This window comes from Stenotrophomonas sp. Sm2128 (assembly GCF_030985535.1).
Lineage (GTDB): Bacteria > Pseudomonadota > Gammaproteobacteria > Xanthomonadales > Xanthomonadaceae > Stenotrophomonas > Stenotrophomonas maltophilia.
Map to the genome: position 1 here is coordinate 19,222 of NZ_JAPTFQ010000018.1, position 15,025 is coordinate 34,246.

Annotated in this window: 9 protein-coding genes; 8 read left to right on the top strand and 1 reads right to left on the bottom strand. The window is 66.4% G+C overall.

Annotated elements, in window-relative coordinates:
• Positions 1-102 precede the first annotated feature (102 nt).
• Positions 103-1,686, bottom strand: a complete 1,584-nt coding sequence (gene prpR / locus O0K41_RS07470) for a propionate catabolism operon regulatory protein PrpR (protein WP_164222983.1) — start codon at positions 1,684-1,686, stop codon at positions 103-105.
• Between the two features lie 154 nt (positions 1,687-1,840).
• Here prpR and prpB point away from each other — a divergent pair, with 154 nt between their 5' ends.
• The 8 genes from prpB to O0K41_RS07510 all read left to right on the top strand — a co-directional run bounded on the left by prpB (position 1,841) and on the right by O0K41_RS07510 (position 14,991).
• Entirely contained in the window at positions 1,841-2,734 is an 894-nt protein-coding gene (gene prpB, locus O0K41_RS07475) for a methylisocitrate lyase (RefSeq protein WP_010482769.1), read from the top strand.
• Between the two features lie 36 nt (positions 2,735-2,770).
• On the top strand, positions 2,771-3,928 hold the full coding sequence (gene prpC, locus O0K41_RS07480; protein WP_005410655.1) for a 2-methylcitrate synthase: 1,158 nt from the start codon (positions 2,771-2,773) through the stop codon (positions 3,926-3,928).
• Positions 3,929-4,025: 97 nt separating this feature from the next.
• Complete coding sequence (gene acnD, locus O0K41_RS07485) at positions 4,026-6,644, top strand: Fe/S-dependent 2-methylisocitrate dehydratase AcnD (RefSeq protein WP_088436311.1); 2,619 nt, start codon at positions 4,026-4,028, stop codon at positions 6,642-6,644.
• A 100-nt stretch (positions 6,645-6,744) separates the two neighbouring features.
• Complete coding sequence (locus O0K41_RS07490; protein ID WP_005410653.1) at positions 6,745-6,987, top strand: type II toxin-antitoxin system ParD family antitoxin; 243 nt, start codon at positions 6,745-6,747, stop codon at positions 6,985-6,987.
• Positions 6,984-7,346, top strand: a complete 363-nt coding sequence (locus O0K41_RS07495; protein ID WP_123958875.1) for a type II toxin-antitoxin system RelE/ParE family toxin — start codon at positions 6,984-6,986, stop codon at positions 7,344-7,346. Before O0K41_RS07490 ends, O0K41_RS07495 begins: the two co-directional genes overlap by 4 nt.
• A 3-nt stretch (positions 7,347-7,349) precedes the next feature.
• Positions 7,350-8,528 (top strand): 2-methylaconitate cis-trans isomerase PrpF, encoded by a 1,179-nt coding sequence (prpF, locus tag O0K41_RS07500; protein ID WP_123958874.1) that lies wholly within the window; start codon positions 7,350-7,352, stop codon positions 8,526-8,528.
• A gap of 124 nt (positions 8,529-8,652) precedes the next feature.
• Positions 8,653-10,056 carry a bifunctional 2-methylcitrate dehydratase/aconitate hydratase gene (locus tag O0K41_RS07505; protein WP_308304475.1) on the top strand — a complete coding sequence of 468 codons (1,404 nt, stop codon included), beginning with the start codon at positions 8,653-8,655 and terminating at the stop codon, positions 10,054-10,056.
• Positions 10,057-10,083: 27 nt separating this feature from the next.
• Positions 10,084-14,991 carry an alpha-2-macroglobulin gene (locus O0K41_RS07510; protein ID WP_049450966.1) on the top strand — a complete coding sequence of 1,636 codons (4,908 nt, stop codon included), beginning with the start codon at positions 10,084-10,086 and terminating at the stop codon, positions 14,989-14,991.
• The last annotated feature ends 34 nt before the right edge of the window (positions 14,992-15,025 follow it).

Genomic DNA, 15,025 nt, shown 5'->3' on the forward strand with positions numbered 1-15,025 from the left:
GCTGTAGCGCCTGGACGCTCCAGTAGATCCACGCCATGCGTGGATGGGGTGATTGGGAAAAGCGGTGCGAACCAAGGTTCGCACCCGCCGGGCAACGAGTGGTTACAATCCCGCCGCGCGCAGCCAGCGCCAGAGTGTGGTGCGTGAGACGCCCAGCGCCTGCGCCATCCCCTCGCGGTCATTGCGGTGTTCCTGCAACAGCGTTTCCAACTGCGCACGCGGCGGCCGCTTGCCGTTGCTTTCCACCGGTATCGCAGCGGCGCCCTCATTCACCAGTTCGGGTGCCAGCTGCAGCAGTCGCGCGGCATCAATCAGCCCTTCACCGGGTTGCCAATGGATGCGCAGCCGATCCACCAGATTGCGCAGTTCGCGCACGTTTCCCGGCCACCCGGCCGCGCTCAGCACCGCCAGTGCCTCCGCATCCAGTGGCGCGTCGATACCACGCAGCTGGCGGAAGAAATGCTGCGCCAGCAGCGGGATGTCACCGCGCCGGGCACACAGTGCGGGCAGGGCGATGCGCAGCGCGGCCAGGCGGTAATACAGGTCGCGGCGGAAGCTGCCGGCCGCCACGCGCTGCTCGAGCGACTGCAGGGTCGCGGCCACCACGCGAAGGTCGACCGGGGTCGGTTCGGTGGCGCCGACACGCAGTACCTCGCGTTCTTCCAGCACCCGCAGCAGGCGGGTCTGCAGTGGCAGCGGAAGTTCGCCGATTTCATCCAGGAACAGGGTGCCGCCGTCAGCGGCCTCGACCAGGCCGACGCGGCCGCCACGGCGTGCGCCGGTGAAGGCGCCATCGCTGTAGCCGAACAGCTCCGCCTCCAGCAGCGATTCGCTGATCGCGCCACAGTTCAGTGCCACGAAGCGGCCACGGCGTCCGCTGGCGGCGTGCAGCTGGCGCGCCACCAGTTCCTTGCCGGTGCCGGTTTCGCCGGTGACCAGTACGGTGCTGTCATGCGGGGCGTACAGCGCGATCTGTGCGCGCACCTGTGCCATGGCCTCGCTGTCGCCGAGCAGGTCGTGGGCATCGCTGCGCGGTGCGGCACGGCGGCGCGGCGCGGGCCGGCTGCCGCCGGAGCGGGCCAGGGTCTGGGTCAGTTCCAACGCGTGCTCGAACGCTTGCCGTACCGAATCTGCCGAGTACAGCAGCACGCCGGGCAGTCCGGCCTGTTCGGCGTGGTCGATGGCCATGCCGGTGCCGACGATCACCTCGATGCCGTTGGCGCGCAGGTCGGCGATGCAGTCGCGGGCGTCCTCGCGGGTGACGAAGCGGCGATGCTCGATGTCCAAGCCGAAGCTCTGCTGGAAGTTGCTGAACACCGGCACGTCGCTGGCGTGGGTGACCAGGCCGATACGGCCGGCGATCCGCCGTGCGCGCGCCAAGGCTTCCATCAGGTCGAAGCCGTTGGCCTGGATCGGCACCAGCGGCAGCTCCAGCCGGCTGCGCAGCCAGGCCGCGTTGGAGCCGCCGGCGATGACCACGTCGCAGTGCTCGCGGCGCAGGCGCTGGCCGATCACGTCCACCGCTTCCTCGAAGCCGAGGTTGATCTGCTCGATACGCGCGCGGCGATCGAACTCGGGAATGACGTCGCCGAGAAGACCGGTCAGCCGCGAGACGCTGACGGTCCAGATCACCGGCCGACTGGGGTCGGCATCGGCGTGGCGCAGGGGCGAGCGGGGCAGGTACATGGCGGCGCGCGTTGGATGGGGTGTTTCATGATACATCTGTTTCAATGTTTCAAATGTTTCACTATTGCGTGGGAGTCATTCCCGTGAAATCAACGGCTTGCAGCTTGGCATGGTGCTTGCCCTCTCTATCCCGTACTTCAACCTGGATTGCCGCATGACCGCTTCCACTCCTTTCTCCGCCGGTGCCCGCTTCCGCGAGGCGCTGGCTGCCGAATCGCCGCTGCAGGTGATCGGCGCGATCAACGCCAACCACGCCCTGCTGGCCAAGCGCGCCGGCTTCCGCGCCATCTACCTGTCCGGCGGCGGTGTTGCCGCGGGCTCGCTGGGCCTGCCGGACCTGGGCATCAACACCCTGGAAGACGTGCTGGTGGACGTGCGCCGCATCACTGATGTCTGCGACCTGCCGTTGATGGTCGACATCGACACCGGCTTCGGCCCGAGCGCGTTCAACATCGCGCGCACCGTGAAGTCGCTGATCAAGGCCGGCGCGGCCGCCTGCCACATCGAAGACCAGGTCGGCGCCAAGCGCTGCGGTCACCGCCCGGGCAAGGAAATCGTCTCGCAGGGTGAAATGGTCGACCGCGTGAAGGCGGCTGCCGATGCCAAGACCGATCCGGACTTCTTCCTGATCGCGCGTACCGATGCCATCCAGGTGGACGGCGTGGACAAGGCCATCGAGCGCGCCATCGCCTGTGTCGAGGCCGGTGCGGACGGCATCTTCGCCGAGGCGGCCTACGACCTGGACACCTATCGCCGCTTCGTCGACGCGGTGAAGGTGCCGGTGCTGGCCAACATCACCGAATTCGGCGCCACCCCGCTGTTCAGCCGCGATGAACTGGCTTCTGCCGGCGTTGCGATCCAGCTGTTCCCGCTGTCGGCCTTCCGCGCTGCCAACAAGGCCGCCGAGAACGTCTACCAGGCGGTGCGCCGCGATGGCCACCAGCGCAACGTGGTGGAGACCATGCAGACCCGCGAAGAACTCTACGACCGCATCGGCTACCACGCCTTCGAGCAGCAGCTCGATGCACTGTTCGCCGCCAAGAAATAAGCAGTACCCTGCACCATCAAGTTTTCGGAGGGAAACATGAACGATACGACCGCAACCCCGACCTTCAAGCCGAAGAAGTCCGTCGCCCTGTCCGGCACCGCCGCCGGCAACACCGCGCTGTGCAGCGTGGGCCGTAGTGGCAACGACCTGCACTACCGTGGCTACGACATCCTGGACCTGGCCAACACCAGCGAGTTCGAGGAAATCGCCTACCTGCTGGTGCATGGCAAGCTGCCGACCCGCGCCGAGCTGGTTTCGTACAAGGCCAAACTGAAGTCGCTGCGTGGCATTCCTGCTGCGGTGAAGGCGGCGCTGGAAGAGCTTCCGCCGTCGGCACACCCGATGGACGTGATGCGTACCGGCGTGTCCGTGCTCGGCTGCGTGGCGCCGGAGAAGGACGACCACAACCATCCGGGCGCGCGTGACATCGCCGACAAGCTGATGGCCTGCCTCGGTTCGATGCTGCTGTACTGGTACCACTGGAGCCACAACGGCCGTGCCATCGACGTGGAAACCGACGATGACTCGATCGGTGGCCACTTCCTGCACCTGCTGCACGGCGAGAAGCCGCAGGAATCGTGGGTGAAGGCGATGCACACCTCGCTGATCCTGTACGCGGAGCATGAGTTCAACGCCTCGACGTTCACCTGCCGCGTCATCGCCGGCACCGGCAGCGACATGTACAGCGCGATCTGCGGTGGCATCGGCGCGCTGCGCGGTCCGAAGCACGGCGGCGCCAACGAAGTGGCGTTCGAAGTGCAGAAGCGCTACGACAGTCCCGATGAGGCCGAGGAAGACATCAAGGCCCGCGTCGAGCGCAAGGAAGTGGTGATCGGTTTCGGCCACCCGGTCTACACCGTCTCTGATCCGCGCAACAAGGTGATCAAGGACGTGGCCCGCGAGCTGTCCGAAGAGCAGTCGAGCATGAAGATGTACAACATCGCCGAGCGCCTGGAATCGGTGATGTGGGACATCAAGAAGATGTTCCCGAACCTGGACTGGTTCAGCGCTGTCAGCTACCACATGATGGGCGTGCCGACCGCGATGTTCACTCCCCTGTTCGTGATCGCCCGCACCGCCGGCTGGAGCGCGCACATCGTCGAGCAGCGTATCGACGGCAAGATCATCCGCCCGAGCGCCAACTACATCGGTCCGGAAGACCGCGACTTCGTCGCCATCGACAAGCGCGTCTGATCCACCTGCCGTACCCATCCGGCCGGCCGCGTGCCGGCCGGGTGCTTTCGCCGCCGCACCGCCGGCACCCGGCCCGCTCCAAGTACTCCGCCAGCCCATGAATACCGATTACCGCAAGAACCTCCCCGGCAGCGCGCTGGATTATTTCGACGCGCGTGCCGCTGTCGATGCGATCCAGCCCGGCGCCTACGCCACCCTGCCGTACACCTCGCGCGTGCTGGCCGAGAACCTGGTGCGTCGCTGCGATCCGGCCACGCTCGGCGATTCGCTGAAGCAGCTGATCGAGCGCCGTCGCGACCTCGATTTCCCGTGGTTCCCGGCGCGCGTGGTCTGCCACGACATCCTCGGCCAGACCGCGCTGGTCGACCTGGCCGGCCTGCGTGATGCGATCGCCGACAAGGGTGGCGACCCGGCCAAGGTCAACCCGGTTGTGCCGGTGCAGCTGATCGTCGATCACTCGCTGGCGGTGGAGTGCGGTGGTTTCGATCCGCAGGCGTTCGAGAAGAACCGCGCGATCGAAGATCGTCGCAATGAAGACCGTTTCCACTTCATCGACTGGACCAAGCAGGCATTCCAGAACGTGGATGTGATTCCGCCGGGCAACGGCATCATGCACCAGATCAACCTGGAGAAGATGTCTCCGGTGATCTACGTGCAGGACGGCGTGGCCTTCCCGGATACCTGCGTGGGCACCGACAGCCACACCCCGCACGTGGATGCGCTGGGTGTGATCGCCATTGGTGTGGGTGGTCTGGAAGCGGAGAACGTGATGCTGGGCCGCGCGTCGTGGATGCGCCTGCCCGACACCGTCGGTGTCGAACTGACTGGCCGCCCGCAGCCGGGCATCACCGCCACCGACGTGGTGCTGGCGCTGACCGAGTTCCTGCGCAAGGAACGCGTGGTCGGCGCGTGGCTTGAATTCTTCGGCGAGGGTGCCGCGGCACTGACCATCGGTGACCGTGCCACCATCTCCAACATGTGCCCCGAATACGGGGCCACCGCCGCGATGTTCTACATCGACGCGCAGACCACCGATTACCTGCGCCTGACCGGGCGCGAGGAGTCGCAGGTAGCGCTGGTGGAAAACTACGCACGTACCACCGGTCTGTGGGCCGACGATCTGGCGACCGCGCAGTACGAGCGCGTGCTGCGCTTCGACCTGTCCAGCGTGGTGCGCAACATGGCTGGCCCGTCCAACCCGCACAAGCGCGTGGCCACTGCCGAGCTGGCCGAGCGCGGCATCGCCGACGAGGCCAAGCTGGAAGCGGGCAAGGCCGAGCAGGCGCAGGGTCTGATGCCCGATGGCGCGGTGATCATCGCGGCCATCACCAGCTGCACCAACACATCCAATCCGCGCAACGTGATCGCCGCAGCTCTGCTGGCGCGCAACGCCAACGCGCGTGGCCTGCAGCGCAAGCCGTGGGTGAAGTCGTCGCTGGCGCCGGGTTCCAAGGCCGTCCAGCTGTACCTGGAAGAATCCGGCCTGCTGCCGGACCTGGAGCAGCTCGGCTTCGGCATCGTCGCCTTCGCCTGCACTACCTGCAATGGCATGAGTGGTGCGCTGGATCCGAAGATCCAGCGGGAAATCATCGACCGTGACCTGTATTCCACGGCCGTGCTGTCGGGTAACCGCAACTTCGATGGCCGCATCCATCCGTACGCCAAGCAGGCCTTCCTGGCGTCGCCGCCGCTGGTGATCGCCTATGCCATCGCCGGCACCGTCCGCTTCGATATCGAGAAGGACGTGCTGGGCGTGGATGCCGACGGCAACGAAGTGCGCCTGAAGGACATCTGGCCCAGCGATGCCGAGATCGACGCGGTGGTGAAGGCCTCGGTGAAGCCCGAGCAGTTCCGCAAGGTCTACAACCCGATGTTCAACGTGCGCGTGGAGCACGGCACCGCGGTCAGCCCGCTGTACGACTGGCGCCCGCAGAGCACCTACATCCGTCGTCCTCCGTACTGGGAGGGCGCACTGGCCGGCGAGCGCACGCTGGCAGGCATGCGCGCGCTGGCGGTGCTGCCGGACAACATCACCACCGACCACCTGTCGCCGTCCAACGCGATCCTGGCGTCCAGTGCCGCCGGCGAATACCTGGCGAAGATGGGCCTGCCGGAAGAGGACTTCAATTCCTACGCCACGCATCGCGGCGACCACCTGACCGCGCAGCGCGCCACCTTCGCCAATCCGAAGCTGTTCAACGAAATGGTGCGCAATGACGACGGCAGCGTGAAGCAGGGTTCGCTGGCGCGCGTGGAGCCGGAAGGCAAGGTGATGCGCATGTGGGAGGCGATCGAGACCTACATGCAGCGCAAGCAGCCGCTGATCATCATCGCCGGCGCCGACTACGGCCAGGGCAGCTCCCGTGACTGGGCCGCAAAGGGCGTGCGCCTGGCCGGCGTGGAGGCGATCGTGGCCGAGGGCTTCGAGCGCATTCACCGCACCAACCTGATCGGCATGGGCGTGCTGCCGCTGGAGTTCAAGCCGGGCACCACCCGCCTGACTCTGGGGATCGACGGTACCGAAACCTTTGACGTGGTCGGCGAGCGTACCCCGCGTGCCGAGCTGACCCTGGTCATCCACCGCCGCGACGGCCAGGACGTGATCGTGCCGGTCACCTGCCGCCTGGACAGCGACGAGGAAGTGGCGATCTACGAGGCCGGCGGCGTGCTGCAGCGCTTCGCCCAGGACTTCCTGGAAGGCGCCAGGGTGGCGTGATAGCCGGCTGAATGCCCGCCCCCGGAGGCCGGGGGCGGGCTTGTCCGACCCCAGGGCAGGGCGCACACTGGCTTGGCAAAAACTGCCAAAGGAGGGTTTCATGGCCACCATGAACATTTCGCTGACCGATCCGCTCAAGCAGTTCGTGGACGAAGAAGTGCGCGAAGGCGGCTACTCCAGTACGTCGGACTATGTGCGTGACCTGATCCGCCAGCGCCAGCGCAGCAAGGCTGAAGAGCTGCTCAAGCAGCTGATTGCCGAGGGGCTGGCGTCGGGACCTTCGGCGCCTCTGGCGCCGGATCACTTTGACAAGCTCCGTGAGCGTGCACGGAACCGCAAGTGAAACCTTCGCACTGGTCCCCTGCAGCGGTTCGAGATCTTGACCAGGCAGCAGCTTGGTATGCAGATCAGGGCGGAGAAGTGCTGGAAATCGGCTTCATCGATGCGGTGGAATCCGTCGTCAAGCTGATCGAGGCCCACCCGGGTGCTGGTTCCGCACTGCATGCGGATCTGTTGCCCTCGCTGCCAGCGCCATTGCGTTTTCATCCGGTTCGTCGCTTCAACGGCTACCTGGTCTACTACGTGGAGCTACCTGCGCACGTTTCCATCGTGCGCATCTGGAATGCTTCGCGGGGCATGGAAGCACTGTTCGAAGACGAGAAGCTCAACCCCGATATTGGTTCGTCGCATCCAGGATACTGATCCATGACCTTCCTCCCGCAACTCCGTATTCCCGCCACCTACATGCGCGGCGGCACCAGCAAGGGCGTGTTCTTCCGCCTGCAGGACCTGCCCGAGGCCGCGCGGGTGCCGGGCGCAGCACGCGATGCCCTGCTGATGCGCGTGATCGGCTCGCCCGATCCGTATGGCAAGCAGACCGATGGCATGGGCGGTGCAACGTCCAGCACCAGCAAATGCGTGATCATCTCCACCGCTTCGGTGCCGGACCACGATGTGGACTACCTGTACGGCCAGGTCTCGATCGATACCGCCTTCGTCGACTGGAGCGGCAATTGTGGCAACCTCAGCACCGCGGTGGGTCCGTTTGCGATCGCCAATGGGCTGATCGATCCGGCCCGGGTGCCGCGCGATGGCCTGTGCACCGTACGCATCTGGCAGGCCAACATCGGCAAGACCATCATCGCCCATGTGCCGATGCGCGATGGCGAAGTGCAGGAGACCGGCGATTTCGAGCTGGATGGCGTGACCTTCCCGGCGGCCGAGATCCAGCTGGAATTCATCGATCCGTCCGATGACGGTGATGCGGGCGCGATGTTCCCGACCGGCAATCTGGTCGATACATTGGACGTGCCCGGCGTGGGCAGCTTCGAGGTGACCATGATCACCGCCGGCATCCCGACCATCTTCCTCAACGCCGCCGACCTCGGCTACACCGGTATCGAGCTGCAACCGGCGATCAACGAGGACAAGGGAGCGCTGGAGCGCTTCGAGAAGATCCGCGCCTACGGCGCCTTGCGCATGGGTCTGATCAAAGACCTGGAGGACGCGGCGACGCGCCAGCACACGCCGAAGGTGGCGTTCGTTGCACCGGCTCAGGACTATGTGTCGTCCAGTGGCAAGGCCATCCCGGCCTCGGCGATCGACCTGCATGCGCGCGCGTTGTCGATGGGCAAGCTGCACCACGCGATGATGGGTACCGCCGCCGTGGCGATCGGTACCGCCGCGGCGATTCCGGGCACGCTGGTCAATCGCGCCGCCGGCGGCGGCGAACGCGAAGCGGTGACGTTCGGCCATCCCTCCGGCACGTTGCGCGTGGGTGCGCAGGCGGCACTCGTTGACGGCCAGTGGACAGTGACCAAGGCCATCATGAGCCGCAGCGCCCGCGTATTGATGGAAGGCAAGGTGCGGGTACCGGCCGAGTGATGCGTTGGTAAACGCCAACCAAGGTTGGCGACTACCGGGCCGCAGAGATCGATTGCTTTGGTAGATGCCAACCTTGGTTGGCATGGTGCACGAGCAACCGTGCACCGCAACGAGGAGATCGACGATGTCCGACAGCCACACCCCATCCAACGAGCGTGCAGCGTGGGATGCGCTGCTGGTGGACATCGTCGATTACGTGCGCGACGCACGCACCGACTCACCGCTGGCGTTCCAGACCGCGCACCACTGCCTGCTCGATACGCTTGGGTGCGGACTGGAGGCACTTTCTTTCCCGGCCTGCAGCAAGCTGCTCGGTCCACTGGTGCCGGGCATCAGCGTGGTCAACGGCGCGCGCGTGCCGGGCACGCACTACGTGCTGGACCCGGTGCAGGCCGCCTTCAATCTCGGCGCAATGGTGCGCTGGCTGGATTTCAACGACACCTGGCTGGCTGCCGAGTGGGGCCATCCTTCCGACAATCTCGGCGGCATCTTGGCTGTTTGCGACTGGCTGGGGCGCAACGCGCAGGCTCTGCGTCGTCCGCCGCCGACCGTGCACGACGTGCTGCTGGCGATGATCAAGGCGCATGAGATCCAGGGCGTGCTGGCGCTGCAGAACTCCTTCAACCGGGTCGGGCTGGACCACGTGGTGCTGGTCAAGGTGGCCACCACTGCCGTGGTCGCCCAACTGCTCGGGCTGGACCGCGAGCGCATGCTCAATGCGCTGTCGCTGGCCTGGGTCGATGGCCAAGCGCTGCGCACCTACCGGCACGCACCCAACACCGGCTCGCGCAAGAGCTGGGCGGCCGGCGATGCGACCAGCCGTGGCGTGCGCCTGGCCTTGATGGCGGCCAGTGGTGAGATGGGCTATCCCAGCGTGCTCAGCGCGCCAACCTGGGGCTTCGAGGCCGTGTCCATGCGCGGTCAGGCACTGACGCTGGGGCGACCGCTGGGCAGCTATGTGATGGAGAACGTGCTGTTCAAGATCAGCTACCCGGCCGAGTTCCACGGCCAGACCGCAGTGGAGGCCGCGGTCATGCTGCACCAGCAGTTGCGTGCGATGGGGCGGCGGGTCGAGGACATCGCGCACATCGCGATCCGGACCCAGGAAGCCTGCATCCGCATCATCGACAAGCAGGGCCCACTGCATAACCCGGCCGACCGCGACCACTGCGTGCAGTACATGGTCGCCATCGCGCTGCTGCACGGGCGGTTGACGGCCGAGGATTACGAGGACGACGTTGCCGCCGACCCGCGCATCGACGCACTGCGAGCGAAGATGGCCTGCCATGAAGACCCGCAGCTCAGCGCCGATTACCTGGACCCGGACAAGCGCAGCATCGCCAACGGCCTGAGCGTGCGCTTCACCGATGGCACCGAGCTGCCCGAGGTACTGGTGGAGTACCCGCTGGGCCACGCGCGCCGTCGCGAGGAAGGCATTCCGCTGCTGATGGACAAGTTCCGCCGGCACTACCCACACTTGGGGCAATTGCCGAAATCGCGTCAACACCTTGACGCGGCCTGCCTATAATGGCCGCCTCGATCAAGGAGTGACGACATGAGCGGTCCGGCACGGCGGAAGCGGTGGGGATGGGCGGCGGCGGTACTGGCAGGAGGCCTGTTGCTGGGCCTGGCCGGCTGCCGCAATGACAGCGGGCAGCTGCCCAAGGCCAGCGGTGAAGCCATCACCACCAAGGCCGAGCAGGTGAAGGAATTCACCCTGCTGCGTGCCTACCCGGACCAGAAGAATGACGGCCTGTCGCTGGCGCTGGAGTTCTCGCGCCCGCTGGTCGGTACCCAGGATTTCGACAAGCTGGTGCGCTTCGAAGAGAAGGTCGGCACCGACGACAGCAGCTGGACGCTGTCCGATGACGGCCTGACCCTGCGCTACCCGTTCGTCGAGGCCGGCAAGGAGTTCAGCCTGGTGGTCTCGCCGAACCTGCTGGCCGCCGATGGCAGCCGCCTGGGCAAGGAACTGAAACAGAAGGTGTTCAGCGGCGAGCTGAAACCGGTGGTCGGCTTCGCCTCGCAGGGCAGCGTGCTGCCGGCCAAGGACAGTCGTGGCCTGCCGGTGGTCTCGGTGAACGTGCCGGAGGTCGACGTCGAGTTCCTGCGCGTGCGCGAGAAGGACCTGCCGACCTTCTTCAGCCAGTACCAGCGCGGTGGCCGCCGCGGCAGCTGGGAGCTGAGCAGCGACTACGAGCGCAGCCCGATCAACAAGCTGGCAGAGCCGGTCTACGTCAACCGCTTCATCCTGGGCGGCAAGAAGAACGAGCGGGTGCTGACCTACCTGCCGACCCAGGACATCAAGGAACTGCAGGAGCCGGGCCTGTACTTCGCCCTGCTCAAGCGCACCGGTGACTACGAAGGCGAGTTCGATACCGCGTTCTTCTCGGTCAGCGACATCGGCCTGCATACCCGCGCCTACAAGGACAAGCTGTTCGTCCATACCGCCGGCCTGAAGGACGGCGCGCCGCTGAAGGGCATCGACCTGCGCGTGCTCGATGCCAAGGGCGAGGTGGTGCTGAAGGGCAGCACCGATGGCAATGGCAACGCGCTGCTGAACTACACCCTGGATGCCACCCACGTGCTGGTCGCCAGCACCGGCAAGGACACCAGCTTCCTGCCGTTCAACCAGCCGGCGCTGGATCTTAGCGAATTCGCCGTGGCCGGCCGTGACAATGCGTGGTTCGACGTCTACGCCTGGTCCGGCCGTGACCTGTACCGCCCGGGCGAGACGGTGCGCCTGTCCGCCCTGCTGCGCGACAACGACGGCAAGCCGGTCAAGGCGCAGCCGGTATTCCTGCGCCTGAAGCAGCCCGACGGCAAGACCTTCCGCGAGACCCGCCTGCAGCCGGGGGACCAGGGCTACATCAACTTCGAGCAGGTCATTCCCGCCGAGGCGCCGACCGGGCGCTGGCAGGTCGAGTTCCGCACCGACCCGGCCAGCAAGGAAGCGATCCAGGGCATGACCCTGCGCATCGAGGAGTTCCTGCCCGAGCGCATGAAGCTGGACCTGGACAGCGCGCAGAAGACGCTGAAGCCCGGTGAGGACCTGCGCCTGCAGGCCAATGGTGCCTATCTGTATGGCGCGCCGGCCGATGGCAACCGCTTCACCGCGCGCATGGCGGTGGCCGCCGAGCAGAAGCCGGTGGAGGGCCTGCCGGGCTATTTCTTCGGTGACCCGACCCTGCAGCTGCCGCGCGAGGCCAAGGACGTGATCGATACCACGCTGCCGGGCAACGGCCAGCTGCGTGAGGACGTCGCGTTGCCGGAAGAGGCAGCCAAGGCCAAGGCGCCGATTGCCGTAGTGCTGTCCGGCAGCCTGTATGAAACCGGTGGCCGCACGGTCACCCGTACCCTGAAGCGGGTGATGTGGCCGGCCAACGCCCTGGTCGGTGTACGCCCGCTGTTCAACCCGGAGGACGGTGCCGATTCCAACGGCAACGCGCGCTTCGAATTGATGCGCGTGGATGCTGCTGGTACGCCGCAGCCGGCCAAGGGCCTGAAGATCACCCTGGTGCGCGAGCTGCGCGACTACCACTGGACCTTCAACGACAACCGCTGGGACTACGATTTCACCCGCCGTTTCGAGAACAAGGAAACCCGCACCGTCGATGCCGGCAGCAGTGCGGTCGCCTTCGATTTCCCGGTGGAGTGGGGCGAGTACCGGGTGGACGTGTTCGACCCGTCCACCGGCCTGACCAGCCGTTACCCGTTCCGCGCCGGCTGGAGCTGGGGTGATGACAACCGCGGCCTGGACGCGCGCCCGGACAAGATCAAGCTGGGCCTGGACAAGACCGGCTACAAGGCAGGCGACACGCTTGAGGTGACGGTGACCCCGCCGCACGCCGGCAAGGGCATCCTGATGGTCGAGACCGATCGCATGCTGTACGTGCAGGACATCGACGCCAAGCCGGGTTCGACCTTCAAGATTCCGGTCACTGCTGACTGGGAGCGCCACGACGTCTACATCACCGCGCTGGTGTTCCGCGGCGGCAGTGCGCCGAGCAAGATCACCCCGGCCCGTGCGGTGGGCGTGGTGCACGTACCGATGGACCGCAAGGGGCGCACCGTGGCCGTCGGCCTGGCAGCGCCCAAGCAGATGCGACCGGAACAGGATCTGCCGGTGACGGTCAGCGCACCGCAGCTGGCCGGCAAAATGGCGCACGTCACGGTCTCGGCGGTGGACGTGGGCATCCTCAACATCACCCGCTTCCCGGTGCCCGACGCCGGTGCGCACTTCTTCGCCCAGCGTCGCCTCGGCATTGATGCCTACGACATCTACAGCCGGGTGATCGAGAGCTTTGACGGCGGTGCCGGCAAGCTGAAGTTCGGTGGCGACATGGCGCTGCAGGCGTTGCCGCAGGCCAAGCGCCCGACCGCGCGCGTGCAGACCGTGGACCTGTTCTCTGGCCCGGTGCAGCTCGATGCCAAGGGCATCGCCCGCATCCGCCTGAAGGTGCCGGACTTCAACGGCACCCTGCGGGTGTCGGCACTGGTCTACAGCGATGACCAGTACGGCAAGCGCGACGTGGAAACCGTTGTGCGTGCGCCGATCCTCGCCGAAGCCAGCATGCCGCGCGTGCTCGCTCCAGGCGACCGCAGCACCGTGACCCTGGATGTGCAGAACTTCACCGGCAAGCCGGGCCAGTTCAACGTGAAGGTGGAAAGCGAGGGCCCGCTGAACCTCGGCGAAGGCAGCCGCAGCGTGCAGTTGAATGCCGACGCCAAGACCACGTTGAGCTTCCCGCTTTCGGCACGCGAGGGCCACAGCGTGGCCAAGGTGCGGGTGCGGGTGGACGGCAACGGCTTCAAGGCCGATCGCCGTTACGACCTGCCGGTGCGTGCGGCGTGGCCGCAGGTGCTGCGTTCGCAGGTGCGCACGCTTGATCCGTTGGCCGCGGTCAGCCTCGACAACAGCCTGACCGATGGCCTGATGGCCGAGTCGGTGAATGCCCGCCTGCTGGTCAGCCCGCTGCCGCCGATCCCGTTCGCCAGTGCGCTGCAGGGTGCATTGAACTACCCGTATGGCTGTGCCGAGCAGACCACCAGCAAGGGCTACGCCGCGCTGATCCTGGACCAGGCCACTTCGTCGATGCTCGGTGCCGACGGGCTGGATGCCAAGACCCGCCGCGAGCGCATGGAAGGTGCGTTTGGCCGCCTGGCGTCGATGCAGGTGGCCAATGGCAACTTCTCGATGTGGGGTGACGACGGCTACGTGAACCCGTGGCTGACCCCGTACATCACCGAGTTCCTGCTCGATGCCAAGGACGCCGGTTTTGCGGTGCCCGACAACGTGCTGCAGAAGGCGCTCAACCGCCTCAGCGAGGATCTGCTGTCCGGTGGCAACCAGTTCTATGGGCAGGACGACCGCGAGAAGCTGAAGTTCGCCAACCAGGCGTACTCGGGCTACGTGCTGGCCAGGGTCAACCGTGCGCCGCTGGGTACCCTGCGCACGCTGTACGACAACGAGCGCAGCAAGGCGGTCGGCGGCCTGTCGCTGGTCCACCTGGGTGTGGCGCTGTCGCTGCAGGGTGATGCCAAGCGTGGTCAGGCCGCGCTGGCGGCGGCCTTCGCCAAGTCCAGCAGCGAACGCCCGTCGTACTTCGGCGACTACGGCAGTGCGATCCGTGATGACGCGCTGATGATTGCGCTGACCCATGAAAACAAGCTGGCCAAGCCGGCCTGGGATGCGCGTGCGGTCGATCTCGGCCGTGGCCTGGATGCGCGCCGCAATGCCGGCTGGATGTGGCTGAGCACACAGGAACAGGTGGCGATTGCCCGCCTTGGCAAGGCGCTCGCCGCCAACCAGAAGGCGCTGGTGGCCGGTGAACTGGTGATCGGTGGCAACACCGAAGCCATCGGCGAACGCAAGCTGTTCGGCCGCAACTTCAGCGCAAATGAACTCGCCAGCGGCGTGCGCTTCACCCCGCAGGGCCAGCCGCCGATGTTCGCCAGCATCGACGTGGCCGGCATCCCGCGCAGCGCACCGGCACCGGACAACAGCGTGCTGGGCGTCGAGCGCAGCTACTACGGCACCGATGGCAAGCCGTGGTCACCGCGCCCGCTGAAGGAAGGCGAAGCCCTGATCGTGCGCGTCACCGTCGCTGCCGACACCACGATGCCCGATGCGCTGCTGACCGACCTCCTGCCGGCCGGCCTGGAGATCGAGAACTTCAACCTGGGCGATGCCAAGCAGTGGGCCGACGTGGTGGTCGATGGCATCACCATCAGCGACCGGGGTGAAGCGGCCGATACCAAGCACGAGGAATTCCGCGACGACCGCTACGTGGCCGCGCTGAAGCTCTCGCGTGGCAGCAAGGCCAACGTCTTCTACCTGGTGCGCGCGGTGACCCCGGGTACCTACTCGGTGCCGCCGCCGCTGGTGGAGGACATGTACCGGCCGCAGCTGCGCGGCGTCGGCCGCAGCAACCCGACCACGATCACGGTGGTACAGCCGTGACCGCGCGGACGGGCCGCGACGGTGCGGCCCGTCC